The sequence below is a fragment of the Chryseobacterium caseinilyticum genome (genome assembly GCF_014837145.1).
Lineage (GTDB): Bacteria > Bacteroidota > Bacteroidia > Flavobacteriales > Weeksellaceae > Chryseobacterium > Chryseobacterium caseinilyticum.
On sequence record NZ_JACYFS010000001.1, the window covers coordinates 449,293 to 470,346 of the forward strand.

At 36.5% G+C, this 21,054-nt stretch carries 21 protein-coding genes; 13 read left to right on the plus strand and 8 right to left on the minus strand.

Annotated elements, in window-relative coordinates:
* Positions 1–2 precede the first annotated feature (2 nt).
* The 4 genes from IC610_RS02140 (at position 3) to IC610_RS02155 (ending at position 4,581) form a co-directional block, all read left to right on the plus strand.
* On the plus strand, positions 3–1,910 hold the full coding sequence (locus tag IC610_RS02140) for a transglutaminase domain-containing protein (protein ID WP_191735024.1): 1,908 nt from the start codon (positions 3–5) through the stop codon (positions 1,908–1,910).
* Between the two features lie 59 nt (positions 1,911–1,969).
* Positions 1,970–2,791 carry an RsiV family protein gene (locus tag IC610_RS02145; RefSeq protein ID WP_191735025.1) on the plus strand — a complete coding sequence of 274 codons (822 nt, stop codon included), beginning with the start codon at positions 1,970–1,972 and terminating at the stop codon, positions 2,789–2,791.
* Between the two features lie 100 nt (positions 2,792–2,891).
* Positions 2,892–3,686 carry a DUF3298 and DUF4163 domain-containing protein gene (locus tag IC610_RS02150; protein ID WP_191735026.1) on the plus strand — a complete coding sequence of 265 codons (795 nt, stop codon included), beginning with the start codon at positions 2,892–2,894 and terminating at the stop codon, positions 3,684–3,686.
* Between the two features lie 43 nt (positions 3,687–3,729).
* A complete protein-coding gene (locus IC610_RS02155; protein WP_191735027.1) occupies positions 3,730–4,581 on the plus strand; it encodes a diacylglycerol/lipid kinase family protein in 852 nt (283 codons plus the stop codon).
* A gap of 141 nt (positions 4,582–4,722) precedes the next feature.
* Here the strand turns inward: IC610_RS02155 and IC610_RS02160 are convergent, their stop codons facing one another.
* Positions 4,723–6,003, minus strand: coding sequence for a dicarboxylate/amino acid:cation symporter (locus tag IC610_RS02160; protein WP_191735028.1), 1,281 nt, complete (start codon positions 6,001–6,003; stop codon positions 4,723–4,725).
* Between the two features lie 115 nt (positions 6,004–6,118).
* Positions 6,119–7,804 (minus strand): gamma-glutamyltransferase, encoded by a 1,686-nt coding sequence (gene ggt, locus IC610_RS02165; RefSeq protein WP_394368289.1) that lies wholly within the window; start codon positions 7,802–7,804, stop codon positions 6,119–6,121.
* Positions 7,805–7,895: 91 nt separating this feature from the next.
* Here ggt and IC610_RS02170 point away from each other — a divergent pair, with 91 nt between their 5' ends.
* Positions 7,896–8,858, plus strand: a complete 963-nt coding sequence (locus tag IC610_RS02170) for an NAD-dependent epimerase/dehydratase family protein (RefSeq protein WP_191735030.1) — start codon at positions 7,896–7,898, stop codon at positions 8,856–8,858.
* Positions 8,859–8,941: 83 nt separating this feature from the next.
* The gene (locus tag IC610_RS02175; protein WP_191735031.1) at positions 8,942–9,694 is read left to right on the plus strand and encodes a polysaccharide deacetylase family protein; all 753 of its coding nucleotides are present in this window, start codon (positions 8,942–8,944) and stop codon (positions 9,692–9,694) included.
* A 92-nt stretch (positions 9,695–9,786) separates the two neighbouring features.
* Here IC610_RS02175 and IC610_RS02180 read toward each other — a convergent pair whose 3' ends face one another.
* Positions 9,787–10,992 (minus strand): metallophosphoesterase, encoded by a 1,206-nt coding sequence (locus IC610_RS02180; protein ID WP_191735032.1) that lies wholly within the window; start codon positions 10,990–10,992, stop codon positions 9,787–9,789.
* Between the two features lie 63 nt (positions 10,993–11,055).
* Positions 11,056–12,123, minus strand: coding sequence for a 3-oxoacyl-ACP synthase III family protein (locus IC610_RS02185; protein WP_191735033.1), 1,068 nt, complete (start codon positions 12,121–12,123; stop codon positions 11,056–11,058).
* A gap of 101 nt (positions 12,124–12,224) precedes the next feature.
* Between IC610_RS02185 and IC610_RS02190 the strand changes: the two genes are divergently transcribed.
* The 6 genes from IC610_RS02190 to rny all read left to right on the plus strand — a co-directional run bounded on the left by IC610_RS02190 (position 12,225) and on the right by rny (position 16,830).
* Positions 12,225–12,794: a hypothetical protein gene (locus tag IC610_RS02190; protein ID WP_191735034.1), complete on the plus strand. Its 570-nt coding sequence runs from the start codon at positions 12,225–12,227 to the stop codon at positions 12,792–12,794.
* Positions 12,791–13,522: a bifunctional demethylmenaquinone methyltransferase/2-methoxy-6-polyprenyl-1,4-benzoquinol methylase UbiE gene (gene ubiE, locus IC610_RS02195; RefSeq protein ID WP_056078934.1), complete on the plus strand. Its 732-nt coding sequence runs from the start codon at positions 12,791–12,793 to the stop codon at positions 13,520–13,522. Before IC610_RS02190 ends, ubiE begins: the two co-directional genes overlap by 4 nt.
* 3 nt (positions 13,523–13,525) lie before the next feature.
* On the plus strand, positions 13,526–14,308 hold the full coding sequence (gene porT, locus IC610_RS02200) for a type IX secretion/gliding motility protein PorT/SprT (protein WP_191735035.1): 783 nt from the start codon (positions 13,526–13,528) through the stop codon (positions 14,306–14,308).
* Between the two features lie 134 nt (positions 14,309–14,442).
* Positions 14,443–14,745, plus strand: a complete 303-nt coding sequence (locus IC610_RS02205; protein WP_056078939.1) for a hypothetical protein — start codon at positions 14,443–14,445, stop codon at positions 14,743–14,745.
* Positions 14,745–15,032, plus strand: coding sequence for a cell division protein ZapA (locus tag IC610_RS02210; protein WP_056078942.1), 288 nt, complete (start codon positions 14,745–14,747; stop codon positions 15,030–15,032). The genes IC610_RS02205 and IC610_RS02210 overlap by 1 nt, the downstream gene beginning before the upstream one ends.
* A gap of 226 nt (positions 15,033–15,258) precedes the next feature.
* The gene (gene rny, locus IC610_RS02215) at positions 15,259–16,830 is read left to right on the plus strand and encodes a ribonuclease Y (protein WP_056078945.1); all 1,572 of its coding nucleotides are present in this window, start codon (positions 15,259–15,261) and stop codon (positions 16,828–16,830) included.
* A gap of 73 nt (positions 16,831–16,903) precedes the next feature.
* Here rny and IC610_RS02220 read toward each other — a convergent pair whose 3' ends face one another.
* Positions 16,904–17,773 (minus strand): sugar phosphate isomerase/epimerase family protein, encoded by an 870-nt coding sequence (locus tag IC610_RS02220; protein ID WP_191735036.1) that lies wholly within the window; start codon positions 17,771–17,773, stop codon positions 16,904–16,906.
* 5 nt (positions 17,774–17,778) lie between these two features.
* Entirely contained in the window at positions 17,779–18,246 is a 468-nt protein-coding gene (locus IC610_RS02225) for an acyl-CoA thioesterase (RefSeq protein ID WP_056078951.1), read from the minus strand.
* 119 nt (positions 18,247–18,365) lie between these two features.
* Here IC610_RS02225 and IC610_RS02230 point away from each other — a divergent pair, with 119 nt between their 5' ends.
* Positions 18,366–18,719: an arsenate reductase family protein gene (locus IC610_RS02230; RefSeq protein WP_056030611.1), complete on the plus strand. Its 354-nt coding sequence runs from the start codon at positions 18,366–18,368 to the stop codon at positions 18,717–18,719.
* Between the two features lie 642 nt (positions 18,720–19,361).
* Here the strand turns inward: IC610_RS02230 and gcvT are convergent.
* Positions 19,362–20,438, minus strand: coding sequence for a glycine cleavage system aminomethyltransferase GcvT (gcvT, locus tag IC610_RS02235; RefSeq protein ID WP_191735037.1), 1,077 nt, complete (start codon positions 20,436–20,438; stop codon positions 19,362–19,364).
* A gap of 134 nt (positions 20,439–20,572) precedes the next feature.
* A complete protein-coding gene (locus IC610_RS02240; RefSeq protein WP_191735038.1) occupies positions 20,573–21,049 on the minus strand; it encodes a hypothetical protein in 477 nt (158 codons plus the stop codon).
* Positions 21,050–21,054: the final 5 nt, after the last annotated feature.

Below are 21,054 nucleotides of genomic sequence, written 5' to 3' on the forward strand. Positions count from 1 at the left end.
TAATGATAAAACAATTAACATCAGGGCTAATCTTATGCTCAAATCTTTATTTTTCACAACACAATTTCTTAGAATACCCAACGATAAGTGAAAATGAGGTGACAAAATCTAAGTCAGTTATAGATCAGTCAGCCCCTGCAGAAATTTTGTATAACAGTGTAAGATATAATATAGAAGGCCTTTCTGCAGAAAAGACATATTTCTCAAAGATAAAAATTTTCGATCGAAAGAGGTCTGAGAGATGGCTCAATATTGAAATACCTGTGATGACAGGTGAACACCTTTCTGCTTTTGTAGTAAATGTTTACAGTTATAAGAATGGAAAGGTTGGAAAAGTAAGCTACAATAAAAAAGAGCAGCTTAAAGAAAATGTTGTAAAAGGACTGCGATTCTATAAAATGGCAATACCCGACGTGGCAGATGGCGACGTGATTGAATATTCCTATAAACTGGACACAGGTATTTTTAATCTGAGCCATTATTTGGAACACGATATCCCTGTGGTGTATCAGGAATATAATCTTGAATATCCTGATGATATTATTTATTCTTTCAACAGTGCCGGAAGTATTGTAAAGCCGCTACATCATGTTTCAAAAACAGACAACCGTTTAGGAAAAAGATATCTGATTGAAAGATTTGCTTTTACGGATATGAAACCGGTAAAGGAGGAAAAATTTGTGAAGAATATCGATAGATTCCGAAAACGTATTAAGCCGGAACTGCAGAAATATACCTTCGGAAATTACAGTTATGAGTTTGCGAGGACTTGGAATAAAATTGCAAAAAATCTTGATGAAAATGATCATTTCGGAGGGTTTTTAAAGTCTTCCGTGAAAGATGTTTTACCTGAAGAAATTAAAAAGACCATTTCAAAAACAGACAGAGCAGACAAAATTTTTAATTATGTTAAAGGTAATTTCAAGTGGACAAATGATAAGGGAGTAATCACCAGTCAAAGTCTTAGACAAGTTGTAAAAACAAAATCCGGAAATGCGGCAGAGATTAATTTACTGCTCGTAAGCCTGCTCCGAAATGCAGGTATAGAAGCTAATCCGTTGCTGATTTCTACTGTTGACAACGGTATTTTAAACATCGTTTTACCAAACATCAATAATCTGAATTTTGTACTGGCATCTGTAAAGATTGACGGTCAGTATTATTTTTATGATGCCACTTCACCAAATTCAAAAGCAAATTTACTTCCTGAAAGAGACTGGAATGACTTTGGAATTTTATTTGAATCCGATAAAGGTACAGATATATCATTTTCAAACACAAACCTCAGTAAAAAAGAACTTCTTGTAAAAGCTAAATTGGATCTGGAAAGCTCACATATTACCGGAGACTTTTCACATATAGAAAACGGAATGTATGCGATAGAATCGTATGATGACTATGAATACAATCCTTTGAAATATAACGAAAGTTTTGAAACAGATTTTAACATCCGTATCAAAAATGTAGAAACTAAAAAAACGACTGATGGTGAAATGCATTCCAAAATGACATTCACAGATAACGGAAATATAGATGTAGTGGGTTCAAAGATCATTTTAAATCCTTTATTATTTTTAAAAGTTCAAAATCACGGGTTTGATCAGACAGATGAACGAATGAATTCTATTGATTTCATATCTCCTTGTCATCATAAAAAATCAATAGAAATTGAAATTCCGGCGGGATACAAGGTTGCCGAAATGCCAAAGCCAAAAACTACCAGAACAGATGATGATGAGCTCTCTTATAAATATACCTGTGAAATTGTAAAAGATAATATCATTCGGGTGACCTCTGAAGTAAAAGTAGCGAGTGGAACTTATCCGAAAGAATACTATCCTTTTTTTAAACACGTTTATAAGCTGATCTCCGATACCGAAAATCAGGTAATAAGTTTAACAAAAAAATAAAAACATCCAAAACCATTCACATTTGAATGGTTTTTGCATTCAAAAGTTAAAATTATTGTATGAAAAAATCTGCCGTAGTACTTGCCATCGGAATTTGCGCATCTTTTGTGTCCTGTAAGGAGGAGAAAAAGGTTGATGTGGCAACCAGCTCAGTTCCGTCGACAGAAAAATTTGTTGTAGATTCAATTTCGGTAAAAGATTCGTTAGTGATGAGCCCAAAACTCTCACTTGAGTACCGTTCGGAAGTTCTGCTGTATCCTTCAGTTAAAAATAAAGCTTTGCTGGACAGTATTTATTTCATCTATAAAGGCATCACAGATTTTTCTAAAAATGGAATGCAGGATTTCCTTCAGAAAGATAAAAATGATTATTTTGACGAGACAAAAAAGCGCAGCAAAGACTGGCTTTCAGATATTACTTACAAGCAAAGCTGGTACACGAGTTTCAAGATGACACAGACCTCGCATAAAAATGATTTTCTGCAGATGGAATATCTTTCTTCAGCCTATGAAGGCGGCGCTCATGATAACTATTGGTTTTCAAACAGGGTTTTTGATTTAAAGAACAGTAAAAAACTGACTCTATCGGATATAACAACGATGCCTGAGGCAAAAATTTCGCAGATCCTGAAGAAAAATATGGATAAAATTCACAGTGGAACTACCGATTCTCGGGGAGATGTGAAAAATTCTGATATGCTTCTGGTAGATGTGATTGAACCGAATGAGAATTTTTATTTTGACGAAAAAAATCTTTATTTCCATTACAGTCCGTATGAAATTGCGGCCTTTGCTGCCGGCGACATTGTAATTCCGGTTTCTTGGGTTGAATTGCAGGGAACATTGAAACCTGAATTTCAACAAAGATTAAATTTAAAGTAGATTAAAAATGATCAGTTCGCAAAAATTTTAAATAAAATTTAGAAAACTTTCCAAATACTGATTTTGGAAAGTTTTTTGCTTTCAGTCTGAAAAAATATTCATGAAAAAAATTGCCCTGGCACTGTCCCTTTTCGCCTTATTTGCATCCTGTAAAAAGAATGTTGCACAGACTCAGGTTACCAAAACTGAAGACAGCATAAAAATTGAAAAACAAAATCCTGAACTTACTATCGACTCACTGCTGGTGCACGATTCCGCAAAAATCTCTAAAAACCTTTCTGCAGAATTTAGACAGAAGTTATTGACTTTTGAAGGTTTAGAAAAAAAGGTCCTTGACAGCCTTTATTTTGGAGAACTTCTTTTAAAAGATCAGCCTATGAAGGATTTTTCAAAAGAAAATATTCTTCAACGGATGAATGACAATATGAAAAATTATTTTGCAGAGACAAAAACGGGAGAGGAAGATTTTGTAAGAGAGTATAAACAGACATGGGATCAGATTTCTGATATGAAAGTTTTCTCGAAGACCAAAGACTATCTCACCATACAGTATAATGGTTACGGCTTCAGTGGGGGAGCTCACGGTTATGGCTATGATCTTTATAAAGTGGTTGACCTTAAAAATCAGTCAATTATTCAATTGTCTGATCTTATTGACAGTTCAAAAATCAATTGGAAACCCATTTTATTGAAACATGTTGACAGAGAAATGCTTTTCGATGAAAATATTACAGCAAACAATAACTTTTATTTCGATTCGGATTCTCTCACATTTATTTACAATCAGTATGAAATTGGTCCTTACGCCGCCGGAATAATTGAAATCAAAGTTCCGTTTTCAGAAATTAAACAGGCTTTAAAACCTGAATTTAAAAAGAGACTCAACATTAACTAATATTAATGCTTCCGTATCAGGAAGCATTTTTTATTTTTACAAAATGGAAAAAGTAGCTTTCATTATCAATCCTTTTTCAGCCAAAAAAAATTACCAGCCTTTTCTTAACGAGCTGAAAGCAAAAGTAGAAAATCCTTTATACTATATATCAGAATCAATTATGGGGACGGATGAGTTTATCAGACAGAACTATGATAATGTGGAAATTTTTGTAGCGATTGGTGGCGACGGAACGATTTCCACTGTGGCGGGAAATATTATCAATTCAGAAAAAATTCTTGCAATATTTCCGGCAGGTTCTGGAAACGGTTTTTCCAACGAAACACAGTTCAGCAAAAATCTGGATGAGCTTTTAGCTAAAATTAAAATTAAAAAATTTCGTAAAATTGATACGTTTACCGTTAATGAAAGGCTTTCCATCAATGTTTCAGGCACAGGTTTCGATGGTAAAGTCGTGAAGGAATTTGAAAAAACCAGCCGTGGATTTAAAAATTACATCACAGTTTCTCTGAAAACATTTTTCAGTTACAAACCTATCAAACTGAAATTTTCTGATGAAAAATACAGTCAGTACAACGGTAAATATCTGATGGTAAACATTGCAAATACACGTCAGTTCGGAAACAACGCTTATATCGCACCAATGGCAAGCAAAAGTGACGGTTTGGTAGATATGGTTTTGGTTAAAAAATTTCCGCTGACCTATTCACCTTTGTTTGCATTCAGGATGTTTACGAAAAAACTTAAAGAAGACGACTACATCACTTATTTGCCGGTCTCAGAAATTGAATTTAAAGTGAATACCAAAAACTGGCATCTGGATGGTGAGTTCAACAGAATAGAATCTCCCATCCGCATCAAAGTGCAGCAGGCAAGTCTGAATATTTTGATCTGAAAATAAAAAGAAAATATTCAAAAGGCTGTTATTTTCTGAAACATCACAGTTCTCAGAACGAAATAACCCTGCCAGCGTTCAAAACGCTGACAGGGTTATGTTTATCGGTTGGATTAACTTAAATTATTTAAACACTAATTTTTAAACTTCCAGTTTCTTTTCAATCTCATTTGGATTTGCAAGACAATATTTCAGCTGCTCTTTATCAAGTTGCTTTTCCCAGTTGGCCACAACAACAGTCGCTACTGAATTCCCAATGACGTTCGTTAAAGCACGGCATTCACTCATAAATTTATCGATTCCCAATATCAATGTCATCCCTGCAATTGGTATTTCGGGAACTACTGCCAATGTTGCAGCCAAGGTGACAAAGCCTGCGCCCGTAACTCCTGCGGCTCCTTTAGAACTCAACATTGCAACTAAAAGAAGCATCAGTTGTTTTTCGAGGGAAAGATCTACATTCAAAGCCTGTGCAATAAAAAGTGAAGCCAATGTCATGTAAATATTTGTTCCGTCAAGATTAAATGAATAACCGGTGGGAACAACCAGACCAACGATGGCTTTCGAACAGCCTGCCTTTTCCATTTTTTCCATAATCCCAGGAAGGGCAGATTCTGAAGAACTCGTACCTAAAACCAGAAGAAGTTCTTCCTTAAGATAATACATCAGTTTAAATATATTAAAACCGTTGTACCAGGCGACAGCTCCCAAAACTACGACAACAAAAAGTGCTGATGTAATATAAAATGTTCCTACCAGAAAAATCAGATTGAGAACAGATGCCAAACCGTATTTCCCTATTGTAAAAGCCATAGCACCGAAAGCTCCTATTGGTGCAAGTTTCATGAGCATGTGAACGATTTTGAAAACCGGAGTAGATAACATCTGAAGAAATTCGGTTATTTTTCCGCTTTTTTCTTTTGTTAAAACAAGGGCAACTCCAAATAAAATGGCAACTAATAAAACCTGCAGAATATTTTCGCCGACTAAAGGACTGAAAAGCGTTTCCGGAATGATATTCATAATAAATCCCGTCAGAGTAGTATCGTGTGCCTTTTGCTGATATTGTGAGACGTCACCGGAAAGACTTGCGGGATCGATATTAAGTCCGGATCCCGGTTGTAAAATATTTCCGACAACCAATCCGATGATCAAAGCTAAAGTGGAGAAAGTGAAAAAGTAGATCATTGCTTTCACTGCAATTCTTCCTACTTTTTTCAGATCGGTCATGTGCGCAATTCCCAGAGTAAGTGTAATGAAAATCACCGGAGCAATAATCATTTTCACCAGTTTGATAAAGCCGTCACCCAGAGGTTTCATTTTTTCGCCGAGTTCTGGATAGAATTTCCCGAGAAGGATTCCCAGAACAATCGCAACAATTACCTGAAAGTACAATTGCTGATAAAACTTTTTTGATTTCAAATTATAAATTTAGCTGGGAAATTAAGAAATTAAATTCAATAGTAAATTTAAATCTCAAATTTCAAATCTCAAATCTTGAATTTTAAATATTGAATCTTGAATCTTGAATCTTGAATCACTCCACCGCAACAGAATCATCTCCACGACCATCGGCAACAGCATGAATATTTCCGTTTTCATCTACTAAGATCATTTCCGTTCTGCCAAGTTGATCCCATCTTTCAGATTTGTAGCCTAAATTTTCAAGGTTTTTGATAGTGGATTCTGGAAAATTCTTTTCGAACGCAACCCATTCAGGCAACCACTGATGATGGAATTTTGGAGTATTTACGGCAAGATTGGCATTCAGTTTAAAATCGATGACATTAACTACAGACTGAAAAACAGAAGTAGGAATGGTAGTTCCACCCGGAGTTCCCACAACCATAAAAGGTTTTCCGTTTTTCATTACGATCGTTGGTGTCATCGACGATAGCATTCTTTTTCCAGGTTGAATTTCATTGGCCTTTCCACCTACGGCACCAAACATATTGGGAACGCCGGGCTTCACAGAAAAATCATCCATTTCATTATTCAGAAAAAATCCTGCTCCGGAAACGACAACTTTGCTGCCGTAAAGACCATTTAATGTTGTTGTCACGGCAGCTGCATTTCCATCTTTATCAATTACCGAAATATGGGTAGTTTCCGTAGATTCTTTAGGTTGCTGAATGATTTTCCCAACCTCTGAACTCGGTGTGGCTTTACTGAAACTGAAAGATTTCCATCTGCTTTTTAAATATTCATCAGAAATTAAATACGAAGTTTTATCATTGATGAAATTCGGATCACCCATATATTCCGCTCTGTCGGCAAAAGCTCTTCTTTCTGCTTCTACCATGATTTGTACAGCCTCAGTCGAATTTTGCTGATAGTTCTGGAGGTTTTCAAAAGAAGACATTTTCAGCATCTGTGCCAAAAGAATTCCTCCGCTTGAAGGTAGAGGCATAGAAATAATGTCACTTTCTTTATATTTAAAATTCAAAGCCTTTCTTTCTGCAACTTTATAATTTTTGAGATCGTTTAAAGTAATGATGCCGGTACCGTTTTTCATTTCTTTTACAATTAAATCGGCAGTTTTACCTTCGTAAAAACCTTTCATTCCGTTTTTCTGAATAAGTCTTAAAGTTTCTGCAAATTCTTTCTGTATCAGAATATCACCTTGCTTCCAGTCTGAGTTTTTAATAAACGCAATTTTGTTTTTGTTGTGCTCTGCAAAAAACTTCCTGCTGTAATTCAGTAAATCCGCTTCCTGACTGGTGATGGCAAAACCTTTTTCAGCAATATCGATGGCAGGCTGAATAAGCTTGTCCATCGGAAGTTTACAGTATTTCAGTGTTGCAAAAAATCCTGCAACGCTTCCGGGAATTCCAACTGCCAATCTTCCGTTTTGAGACAGATCGGTATCAGCATTTCCTTTACTGTCGAGATACATATCTTTGAACGCCTTTGCAGGAGCGGTTTCACGGTAATCCAAACTGAAACTCTCACCATTATTTTTCACACCTACCAAAAAGCCTCCGCCACCAATGTTTCCGGCCTGTGGATAGACTACGGCAAGGGCGTACTGAGTTGCAACAACGGCATCATAGGCATTTCCGCCCATTCTCAGAATTTTTGCGCCTGCTTCACTTGCCAGAGGATGTGCACTTACCACAACACCTTTTTTAGAAACCTTGACTTCTTTTACGATCCTTATATCGGTGTATTGTGCTGATAGAGAACATGCTGCAAAGAGTAAAATACAGATAATATTTTTCATCATTAAAATTTACAGTCTAAATTACACTTTTTGTTTCACGATAGACTTTAAAATTTTATTTTTGCTTTCAGTCAACCAATAAAAATTAAAAATGGAGTCTTTCACGGAAAAAATATTGATAACAGGAGCTTTAGGACAAATAGGAACAGAACTTACCAACCGTCTTGTAGAGATACATGGTGCTGAAAATGTGGTGGCTTCGGGTCTCGACAGGTATCAAAAAGGGCTTACATCTGCCGGTTATTACGAAAGAATGGATGTTACCAATACGCAGTTGGTAAGACAGGTAATCAAAGATTATGAGATCACCACTGTTTATCATTTAGCTTCTTTATTGTCCGGAACATCAGAGAAACAGCCTGTTTTCGCCTGGAAACTGAATCTTGAACCTTTGCTGCATTTTTGTGAAATGGCGAAGGAAGGTTTGCTTAAAAAGATTTTCTGGCCAAGCTCTATCGCTGTTTTTGGAAAAGGAATTCCTAAAGAAAACGTCGGGCAGGATGTTGTTTTAAATCCTACCACTGTTTACGGAATTTCTAAGATGGCAGGTGAAAAATGGTGTGAATATTATTTTGACAAGCATGGAGTCGATGTAAGAAGCATCCGTTATCCAGGTTTAATCTCGTGGAAAACTCCTGCAGGTGGTGGTACAACCGACTATGCTGTTGAGATTTTTTATGAAGCTTTGGAAGAAGGAAAATACACAAGTTTCATTTCTGAAAACACAGGAATGCCGATGCTGTATATGGACGATGCAATTGATGCAACATTGAAGTTAATGGATGCTCCAAAGGAAAGTTTAACAGTCCGTTCGTCTTACAATTTAGGTGGAATGTCTTTTACACCAGCCGAACTTTCAGCTGAAATTAAAAAAGAAATACCTGGATTTGAGATAGATTACAAACCGGATTTCAGACAGGCAATTGCAGATTCATGGCCTGCATCTATCGATGATTCTGTAGCAAAAAAAGATTGGGGACTGTCTTACAATTTCGGAATCTCTGAAATGACAAAAGATATGATCAAGAATCTGAAAGTTAAATTAAATAAATAATTTGACTTAAAGCTTTTATGTAATATTTAAACTTAAATGTCTGTATAAAAGCAGTTTATATATTTTATCTAAAATTAAATTGAATGATTCTCCTGACTTTTAATATTGTAAATTCTGATGCTGATACCAAAAGTTCAGCAGGAATTTCAATGGTTGAAAGGTTAAAAATTACAGAAGAAAATACAAAATCGATTTTACACATTTTAGATGTACATGATATTAAAGCCAGTTTTTTTATTGAAATTTCCATTGTGGAAAAACTGCAGATACTTATAAAAGCAATTTCTGCTCAGGGGCATGAAATTGCTTTTTACAATGAAAATTCCACGCTTGCAAAAATCGAAAGTGTAAAAAAGCAAACCGAGGAATTGCTTTCCAAACAGATTCGTGGAATCCGTCAGAAGGAAGTGAAATATTCTTTAGAAGAGTTGAAATCGCTGGAATTTAATTACGTTTCAAATATCGACAATGCCAATATTCTCTTTCCTTTCAAAAGATTAAAAAGAGATACCGAAATACTTGAAGATAATGGTGTGAGCGTTGTTCCGGAAAGTATTTCTCCCTACAGTCAGCTTCCATACAATGATTTTGTATTTCAGGTTTTGCCGATGCAGTATTATCAAAATATGGTTTTTGAAACACTTAAAAGTGAGGAGTATGTTTTGATTTACGTCAATTCATGGCAGTTTACCGATTTCAAAAAGTACGGCCTGAAAATGCCATTTTACCGCCGTTACAATTCAGGAAAAAAAATGGAGGACAAACTTGTTGCCCTCCTTACTTTTATCAACGGAAAAGAACTTGCGACTTCCCGGATGAAAGATTATATTTTTTAAATGCGGGATACGTGTTTCAAAAATTTTCTAAACCACGTTCAGCCGGATGCCATCTCAAATCTCAAACCTCAAATCTCAAATCTCAAATCAGTTTACGACAATTCAAAAAGCGTAATCTCCGGCAAAACGCCAACCCGTCCCGGATACGCCAGGACTCCGAAACCGCGGTTTACATAAAGCAATTTTCCTTCACTCTCATACAGATCAGCCCATTTCGGATATTTGTATTGTACAGGCGACCATTTTACATTTTTTAAATCCAAACCAAACTGCATACCGTGGGTGTGACCGGAAAGTGTCAGATGAACATTTCCTGGATGTTTTTTCACAATGGCATCGAAGTGGGAAGGGTCATGGCTCATTAAAATCTTTGGAGCAGATTCAGGGATGCCTTTCAAAGCCTTGTCTAAATCTCCGTATTGTGGAAATGGCTTCAAACCCCAGTTTTCTATACCTAAAATGTAGAGCTTTTCACCATTTCTTTCAATGACGCGGTTTTCGTTTCTCAAATTCTCAAAACCGGCTTGCCTTTCATAGTCAATAAGTGTATTCAGATTGTCAATTTTGGCTTGCGGAGATTTCCAGGTAACGTAATCACCGTAGTCGTGGTTTCCTAATGTCGCCAGTTTACCGTCTTTAGATCTAATTTTTGAAAATAGTGGAATGAAGGGCTTGAATTCCTCAGCAACATTATTCACCATATCACCTGTAAAAAGAACAAGATCAGGCTTTTGCTCATTAATCAAATCAATTGCATGCTGCAGTTTTTCAGGGTTTGGGAAACTGCCGCTGTGCACATCCGAAATCTGAATGATTTTGTAGCCTTTGAAACTTTTTCCCAGTCCCGGGATTTTAATTTTTACTTTTCTTACTCTGTGCCTGAACTTTCCAAAAGTAATTCCGTCAATAAACAATGCGGAAAATGCTCCGCCAAGTCCCAAACCGACCAGACTTAAAAATTTTCTTCTTTCAGGAAAGAAATGATTGCCGGGTTTTGTGAAATTGAAAAAGTAAGTTCCTGTACGGAAGATATCATCGACTAATAAAAATAAAACGACAAAAATTTTCGGCAGTATAAAAATCAAAAACAGCGAAACAGTGAGATGAAGTCGGGTAGGGTCTTTGTCTGCACGGGAAATGTTGGTAAGCTCGTAAGCAAACAGTCCGTAAACCGATAATGTGATGGCCCAATATGCAATTCTGATCCAGAAATTATCGGTCAGTGTTCTCACTGCCTGATAGATATAGACTTCCAATAACAGGAAAATTGCGGTGATGATTAAAAAATTCTTCTGCATAACATTTAAAAAAGCACAAAAGAGAATTCCTTTGTGCTTTGTATTTTTAATTTAAAATAAATTTTAAGGGAATCTGTAAACAATAGCGTTGATGTTCATCCCGGCACCTACCGACGTCATCACTACATTGTCTTTTGCTTTAAACGAATGACCCTCCATTTTTCCTTTAATTATTAAATCAAACATAGTAGGAATCGTTGCTACAGATGAATTTCCAAACTCCTGAATGGTCATCGGTGAAATAGCATGATCGTAATCTTTGATATCATAAAGCTTGTGAAGTCTTTCTATCATTGCATAATCCATCTTAGCATTCGCCTGATGAATTAATATTTTACTGATATTCTCAATAGACAGTCCGGCATCATCAATAGTTTCCTTGATGGCAACAGGAACGTTTTTCAGGGCGTATTCGTAAATTTTCCGGCCTTGCATTCTAACGTATAGTCTGTTCTGATCTGAATCTTTATTTAACGAAGATCCGTTGGCAAGATAATTCAATTCCGGACCGTTGTCACAGATAGTGTTGTGAGCAATAATACCTACATTTTCTTCTTCGGTAGCGGTAACTACAACTGCACCGGCACCGTCTGCGAAAATCATTCTGTTTCTGTCGTAAGGATCGGTTACTCTGCTTAAAGTTTCGCTCCCTACCACCAAAATATTTTTTGCAGTTCCTGCTTTGATAAAATGGTCAGCTAAAATCATGGCCTCAACCCATCCAGGGCAACCGAACATCATGTCGTAAGTGATGCATTTTCTGTTTTTAATGCCCAGAAGATTTTTCACTCTGGCAGCCATATTCGGCATGAAATCAGCGTATCCTTTGACGCTTACTTCACCGAAATTACTGGCATAAATTATATAATCTAAGGTTTCGGGATCAATTTTGGCGTCTTCGATGGCGCTTTTTGCTGCTTCGTATCCAATTTTTGAGTTGCTTTGGTCATCTTCTATAAACCTTCGGTTTTCAATCTCTGTAATTTCTACAAATTTTGAAATAGTTTCTTCTGCGGGTTTGTCGATTTTCAAGCCGTCTTCTGCGTAGAATTCAGAATCTAAAAAAAAATCTCTTCCAACAATTCTGCCGGGAAGATAAGATCCTGAGCCGATAATGATCGTATTAGGCATTATTTTATATAATTTTTTTAAGGATGCAAAGTTAATAATTAATATTAATAAGAAAGAATTAAAATTATTATTAAATTTGCAAAAATTGTACTTTATACATTATGAAAAACAATCCTTCATTAAAAGGTCTTTTGATAGCATTGGTGGCGTTTGCAGGAGCCTTTGGGATTTATTTCTTTTTTCTTGCCAAGAAAAACTATTATGTGGTAGACAACCCTACGCCAAAAACTTTTTACTATAAAATAAACAATGGCAGTGAAGGCGTAATCTCTGCAGGACAGACCGTTAATATTGATCTTAACAAGGGTGAAAATAGCATAAAAGTTTTTGATCAGAATAAAAAAATCATTTACGATTCTGCATTTAAAGTGAATAAAGAAAGAGGGCTTATTAACCTTGCTCATCAGGATTATTATATCAATGAGCAATATTATGGGTACAACCTAAAGAAAGATTCCTTACTTTTGGCACTTGATAAGACTGTGATCGACGGAAAGGCGTATTATGGCGGAGCAAAACATTTTAATAAACTGTACACGGAAGATTTTTATTATAATGTGGATGAAGAATATGACAGGCTGATCAAAAACATTCAAAAGATAGAATCCCGCACAAAGATTTTCAGAAAGCAGGATTATCTCAATTATTATAACGAATATTACAAGTTTTGACAAAAGATATCAACAATGTGACGCCTTACAACTCTGAGGCAACGAAAAAAAGCCAGGTGGAGGATATGTTTGACAATATTGCTCCGAAATATGATTTGCTGAACCATGTTCTTTCAATGAAAATTGATGTTTTATGGAGAAATACATTGGTCAGCTGGATGAAGAAAGACGCGCCTCAGGAAGTGCTTGATGTGGCTACCGGAACTGGCGATCTGGCTATTGCTGTTGAAAAAGGAACACAGGCAAAAGTAGTTGGTTTGGATTTATCGCAACAAATGTTAAATGTTGGCGTTATTAAAATAAAAAAACTTAAATTAGACGGCAAAATTTCCATGCAGAAAGGGGATGCTGAGAACCTTCCTTTTGAAGACAACAGATTTGATTCAGTGTCTGTAGCGTTTGGAGTTAGAAATTTTGAAAACCTTACAAAAGGTTTGTCTGAGCTGAGAAGAGTAGTGAAGGAAAATAAAAGTATTTATATACTTGAATTTTCTAAGGTTGAAGGTTTTTTAGGACCGTTTTATATGTTTTATTTTAAAAACATTTTGCCGGCAATTGGCAGATTGGTTTCTAAAGACAACAGAGCCTACACCTACCTTCCGGATTCTGTGAATGCTTTTCCGTTTGGTGAAAAGATGAAGCAGATCCTTTTAGATACAGGATTTAAAAAAGTTGAATATAAAAAACTAAGTTTAGGTATAGCCACAATTTATAAAGCAACAAAGTAACCTATGAATAAATTTTTATTAAAAGCACTGGTTTTTGCCTCCGTAAATATCGCAGTTTTTGCAGATGCACAATTCAGAACCCGTAACAGGATGGATAAGTTGGAAAGTTTTGATCAGCAGAAGGTCAGCTGGGGATTCTATCTTAATGGTAATATGATGGATTATCATATTAATCTGAACCCGAGATACGGTATGAATGGGAATGCAAATCTCGTTACATCAAAACCAAGTTACAGCTTTGGAGCCGGGCTTATCGGAAAACTTAGAATCAATGATTATCTTGATTTAAGAATGGAACCGGGGTTGCAGTTTGGTCAGAGAGAAGTTGTTTTCAACACTCAGTCTAATGATCAGTATCAAAACGGTACTTTAACGAATCCTCCTTTTGCACCTATTGGTCTGGCGGAGAAAGATACGCACAGACAGATTAAGTCTACTTTAGTTGACGTTCCTGTATTGCTTGAACTTCACGGTGACAGATGGTACAACTCAAGACCGTACATTGCTGCCGGTGTAAACTATATCGTAAATCTTCAGTCTAATTCAGATTCTACAGAAGATAACCTTCAGCAGGTTTTCAGATCTACAACGCACAACTTTGCCTGGTCTGCAGAATTTGGAGTACAGTTTTACTTCAATAAGTTTAAACTTACGCCAGCAGTAAGAGGTACATTCTTCATGAACAACGAAATGGTGGCAGATAATGCATCTACACCTCCTTACTGGTCTGCTGCAGTTTCTACGCTTCAGACAAGAGCAGTAATGTTTGTTCTTAAATTTGAATAATTTAATTAAATGATAATAAAGGAGATACAGAAATGTGTCTCCTTTTTTCGTTTTAAACCTAAATATCATGGTTTTTATTTTTGTCCGTACCATTATTTTCCTATTTTTGTGAGAAGTTAGAATATCAACCTGAAATGCTTCAAGAATTAGAAACTCAATTTTCGGAACTGGAAAGAAAGATTCAGAATCTTCATAAAAGTTATCAGAATCTTTCAGAAAATTTTTCAGATTTAAACAGGGAGCATACCGAGTTGAAGAAGAAATATGATGAGGAAAGGAAAAAAAATCAGGTCTTAGCAGAAGAACAGAAAAATATAAAATTGTATTCAGCAATATCAGGAAACCCTGAACACAACAGACTCATGAAAAACCACATCAACAGATTGGTAAAAGAAGTAGACTTTTGTATTGCACAGCTTCAAAACAGTGGATTGTAATGGATGTAAGAAGAATAACCATCAACATTGCCGGTAGAATCTATCCGCTGAATGTACCCGCAGCAGAAGAAGAAACACTTCGGAAAGTGGGGAAGCAGATCGAAAATATGATTAAAGATTTTGAACAGAATTTTGACGTGAGAGATAAACAGGATGCATTAGCCATGTGTGCCTTAAAACTGGGTACCAACGCAGAAATGATTTCTCTTGCCAACGAAAAAAATATAAAATCTGCCAGCGAAAGATTAGCCAATATTAATCAGATGCTGGGAGAAACTGGGAAATAGATTTTTTTTCCCCGAACAGAACTGCCTACAATAATTCTAACACATTAAGGTAAACTCAACGCTAAACAATTAACGTTCGAATGTCTTTTCAATGGCGTGCTGCTTTACGCAGATTACAGAGAGAAGAAATCAGATCAAATCGTGTAGATCAGGAGTTTACTCTAAATCTCTGAATTGTTGTGGGCTTTTTTTATGTATTTAAAAGACAATTAAACTCAATATATATATGACAACAACCGCTATTATAATAAGCGTTATTTGCCTGATAGTCGGTGCAGTGGCAGGAATGTTATTTTCCAAAAGCTCACTTAATACCAAAGCAAAATTTATCATCGATGATGCCCAAAAGAATGCAGATAATCTTCTTGAAAAAGCCAGTTTACAGGCCGAGTCGATTAAAAAAGATAAACATCTTCAGGCAAAAGAAAAGTTTTTAGAACTTAAATCTCAGCATGATGCAGACATTCAGTCCCGAGAAAAGAAAATGCAGGAAGCTGAAAAACGCACCAAAGACAAAGAAAACAAACTCAACGACGAGCTTAGCAAAACAGGAAAATTAGAAAAAGATCTTGACAGACAGATTGCTGATTATGCCAAAAAGAACGAAATCATTGAAAGAAAGCAGCAGGAACTTGATTCTGCTACTGCCAAAAAGGTAGAAATGCTTGAAAAAATCGCCAACTACACAGCAGACGAAGCGAAAGCTGAGTTGGTGGAAACATTGAAAGCAGAAGCCAAAACCAGAGCTCAGGCACACGTTCAGAGCATCATGGAAGAAGCTCAGTTGAATGCAAAAAGTGAGGCAAGAAAAATCGTTATCCAGACTATTCAGAGAATTGGTACGGAGCAGGCTATTGAAAATTCAGTGTCAGTTTTTAACATCGAATCTGATGAAGTAAAAGGTAGAATTATCGGTAGAGAGGGTAGAAACATCCGTGCTTTAGAAGCAATGACTGGTGTAGAAATCATTGTTGATGATACGCCGGAAGCCATCCTTCTTTCATGTTTTGATCCTGTAAGAAGAGAAATCGCAAGACTATCTCTTCACAGATTGGTAACAGACGGAAGAATTCACCCTGCGAGAATTGAAGAAGTGGTGGAAAAAACCAGAAAAATGATCGAAGAAGAGATTATTGAAGTAGGTAAAAGAACCATTATTGATTTAGGAATCCACGGTTTACACCCTGAATTGGTTAAAATCGTCGGTAGAATGAAATACCGTTCGTCTTACGGACAAAACCTTCTTCAGCACTCAAGAGAGGTGGCGAATATCGCTGCAACCATGGCTGCAGAATTAGGTTTAAATGTAAAAATGGCAAAGAGAGCCGGACTTCTTCACGATATCGGAAAAGTTCCTGAGCAGGAATCTGAACTTCCTCACGCACTTTTAGGAATGCAGTGGGCTGAGAAATACGGTGAAAATGCAGAGGTAGTAAATGCTATCGGAGCTCACCACGACGAGGTGGAAATGACTTCATTATTATCACCGATCATTCAGGTTGCGGATGCGATTTCAGGAGCAAGACCTGGAGCAAGACGTCAGGTTCTGGAATCTTACATCCAGAGATTGAAAGATCTTGAAGCTGCAGCATTAAGTTTTGAAGGTGTTTCTTCAGCTTACGCAATTCAGGCGGGTAGAGAATTGAGAGTAATGGTAGAAAGCGGAAGAGTGAATGACGAACAGTCTGCACAGCTTTCTTACGACATCTCAGAGAAAATTCAGAATGAACTAACTTATCCGGGACAGGTAAGAGTGACCGTAATCAGAGAAACAAGAGCTGTAAACATCGCAAGATAATTTTCAGTTTTACAATATCAGAAACCCTTTCAAGAAATTGAAAGGGTTTGTTTTATATTGTTGAATGGGAAAATTATTTGAAGAAGTAAGGATTATTTATGATGTAATATTTACTCAGCGAAATGCTCTCAAAAATATCTTTATCACTTGAATCCTGCTCCAGAAACCAATGTTTTAAGCCAGCCTTTTCTTTTGCCTCAAAAATCCTTTTGAAATCAATGGTTCCGTTACCAACTTCTGTAAAATCTTGTGTGACAGTTTTCATATCCTTCACATGCCACAGTGGAAATCTTTTTGGATACTTTTGAAAATAAACCAGAGGATCTAGTCCTGCTTTTGAAATCCAGTATAAATCCAGCTCCATTTTGACGAGATCTGAAGATGTACTTTCTAAAATAAAATCATAGAAGTTTCTCTTTTCATCCATTTTCAGAAATTCAAAATCATGATTGTGGTATGCCATTTGAATTCCATTCTGTTTTGAAATTCTGCCTGAATTTTCTAGAACTTCAGGCAGTTTACGGTAATTTTCAAGACTTCTTTCAGCTTCGGGAAGATAGGAGCAGACTGCATATTTTGCTCCGATAAAATTCAAATCTTCTAAAGTCTTCTCCCAGTTCTTCAGCAGTGTTCCGTCTCCGCCGTCAGTAATTCCGGTGCGGTGGTGCGAACTGATCACTTTTGTGCCATGATTTTTTAAGATCTGACTGAATTCTTTCGCTGTCTTTCCAAAAAAAGTTCCGTTGTAACCATAGATTTCAAATTGAGTAAATCCCAGTTCCGCCAACCGCTCAAAGGTTTTCTCCAAATCTTTTGAAATGGAATGACGTACGGTGTACAGTTGAATTGCCAACATCTTTGAAGTATAATTTGGCTTTGAAATTCCACATGAAATTCCGAGAAATCCTAATGTGGACAATGCTAAAAAATCTTTACGGTTCATACAATTTAAAGGAAAGGTTTCATCTCATCTTCAATCTGCGTTCTCAGTTCCATCAGGCGTTTTGCATATTTTTCCTGCTGTTTTTCTTCATCGGTTTCCGGAATCCATCTGGGAACGGGAAGTTTTTTTCCGTTTTCATCCACGGCTACAAACACGATGATGCAATGAGTTTTCTTATCAAATGTAGGCTGTTTCAGATTTCTTGAAAAAACATTGATCGATATATGCATACTCGAAGATCCGGTGTAAATGACCTGAGCTTCGACCTTTACAATTTCACCGATTTTAATAGGTTCATAAAAACGGATTCCGCCGACGTAGACGGTTACAGAGTAATTTCCGCTCCACGTTGTTGCACAGGCGTATCCGGCCTGATCGATCCACTTCATCACACTTCCTCCATGTACATTTCCCCCGTAATTAACGTCAGATGGTTCAGAAATAAACTGAAAAGTCACTGGTTTGTTCTCCATTTATCATAAATTTTTACTAAAGGTATTTAATAATTCTTAAAACGGCATATTAAATCCTATTTTTGCAGATTGAAAACTGAAGGGGTTTTCATTTAACCATTAGAAATGTAAAACTCTCAATGAAAAAAGTATTTTATCTTAATACATGTGACACTTGCAGAAAAATTATAGGACAGTTTAATCTTAAAGAATGGGAACTCAGAGAAATCAAAAAAGAGCCCATCACAAAGGAAGAAATAGAGGCAATGTATGAGCACACAAAATCTTACGAAGCTTTGTTCAGCAAGAAATCTACTCAAATCAAACTGAGAGAGATAGATTTAAAAACTTTGACTGAAGATGATTATAAAGAATTACTTCTGGATCATTACACCTTTTTAAAACGTCCGGTTTTCCTTACAGACAAAGAAATTTTTGTAGGAAGTGAAAAAGCAACGGTACAGAGCGTGAAAGATTATTTCAGAGCAGATTAATCTATCTAAAGAGATCTTGTGATATAACCCAACCTCATAGGTTTTCAAAACCTATGAGGTTTTTTTGTGTAAAGAATTCCCGAATTTTTAAAGATATGATTTGTCTAAATTGCCAAACCTAACGGGTTTTCAAAACCCGTTAGGTTTTTCGATAAATACTTCTTATCTGTATCCTGCATTTTGTTCCAAACAGACTGCGGGAAACAAAATGCGATTGCAGGAAGTCTCAAACAAGTTGTGGGAAACAAAATGCGATTGCAGGAAGTCTCAAACAGGTTCTGGGAAACAAAATGCAATTGCAGAAAGTCTCCAACAAGTTGCGGGAAACAAAATTCACTTGCATGAAGTCTCAAATAAGTTTGCGGTAAACGAAATGAAATAAGTTCAAACCTAACGGGTTTTGAAAACCCGTTAGGTTTTTTTCGGACATTAGAAAAGGTATCTTTTGAAAATTTATAAATTGTTGTTAAGTAGCGAAATCATCTCCTAGCCCAGATAGGAACGGCATCCTTTTTTGTGGTGGACGGATCGAAGAGGAGACCACCGCAAAAAAGATACAGTGGATAGCTGGACTAGCTCCTAAAAAATAACCGTCTCATCATTTCTGACAAGGCGGTTTTCTGTAAAATGTATTTTTCCTGGTTATACAAATGGCATTTTCACCACTTTGGCAGGGATGTTTTTGTTTCTTACCTGAATGAAAATTTCAGTTCCCAGTTTGAAGTGAGGCTTGTCTACATAAGCGATCCCCAAACCGATTTTCTTCATTGGCGACTGCGTTCCTGAGGTTACTTTTCCGATCACGTTGCCTTCTGCATCTACAACAGGGTAGTCGTGTCTTGGAACACCTTTGTCTGTCAGTTCAAAACCAACTAATTTTCTGGTAACGCCTTCTTCTTTCTGCTTTGCGAAAGTCTCTTTGGAAACAAAATCTTTATCGAATTTTGTGATCCAGCCTAATCCAGCTTCAATTGGAGAAGTGGTGTCGTCGATATCCATTCCGTAAAGGCAGAAGCCTTTTTCAAGTCTTAAAGTGTCTCTGGCAGCCAATCCACAAGGAATAATTCCCTCTTCGGCACCGGCTTCGATGATGGCATCCCAAAGTTTTTCCGCATCCTGATTGTTGAAATAGATTTCAAAACCACCGCTACCTGTGTAACCTGTGTTTGAAATAATTACATCGCTCACTCCGGCAACAGAACCAACAGTAAAATTATAGTAAGGAATTTCTGAAAGATTGGTTTCTGTGATTTTCTGAAGAATTTCAGTCGCTTTCGGACCCTGAACTGCCAACAGAGACATTTCATCTGAAGCATTCGTCATTTTAGCTCCGAAAGTATTGTATTTTGAGATGTGATCCCAGTCTTTATCGATGTTTGAAGCATTGACAACCACGAAATATTTTTCGCCGTCCATTTTGTAAACAATCAGATCGTCTACGATTCCGCCGTTTTCATTTGGAAGGCAAGAGTACTGAGCTTTTCCGTTTTCAAGAACATCCACATTGTTGGTCGTTACGTACTGCAAAAGATCTTTTGCTCCGGCACCTTCAATGAAAAACTGTCCCATGTGAGAAACGTCAAACAATCCCGCTTTTTCTCTTACTGCAAAATGTTCTTCCGTCACTCCGGAATACTGTACAGGCATATCAAATCCTGCAAAAGGTACTATTTTCGCTCCCAGAGAAACGTGCTTGTCGTACAATGCTGTTTTTTTCATGTTTAATTTTTATATTTATTTTTGTTCTAATTGTAATAATTTTTATCTATAAGTCCGCAAAGATCTTTTTAGGACTTTTAACTGTTTTAAGTTCAAAAAGGCGTTCTACTCAAAGCACGAATACTTGAACGAATTTATTTTTTAATTTTAAAACTTTCAAAAGCTTCGCTGAAAAGCATTTTGTAGTTTCCGTTCCAGTGCTTCTGCTGACAGTTGATGCTTATTAGATAGAGATCTTTGTTTTTCTGATAAACTTTCGTTACCCAATAAAGATTTTCCTTTTCATCTAAATAATCATACTGATATTCTGAATACCCTTTTTTATTACCTGTATTTTTTACTTTTTTCTCGTCTTCCGGCGAGTTGTATAGAGCTAAAATAAATTTCTTCACTTCTTCTTTAGGCAAATCCAGACCATGATATTCTGAAATGGTAATCGCGCCAATCTGGTTGGTTGGAAAGATGTTGACGATTCCTTCATCATTGGTCGCCTTCCATAAGTCAGGCATTTTAATGGAGTAATTTTCGCTTTCGTAAAGTTCTGTGCCTAATTTCTGCGAAAACGTAAATATGCTTAATAAGAATGCGGCAATTAAAAAAGATTTTTTCATCGTTG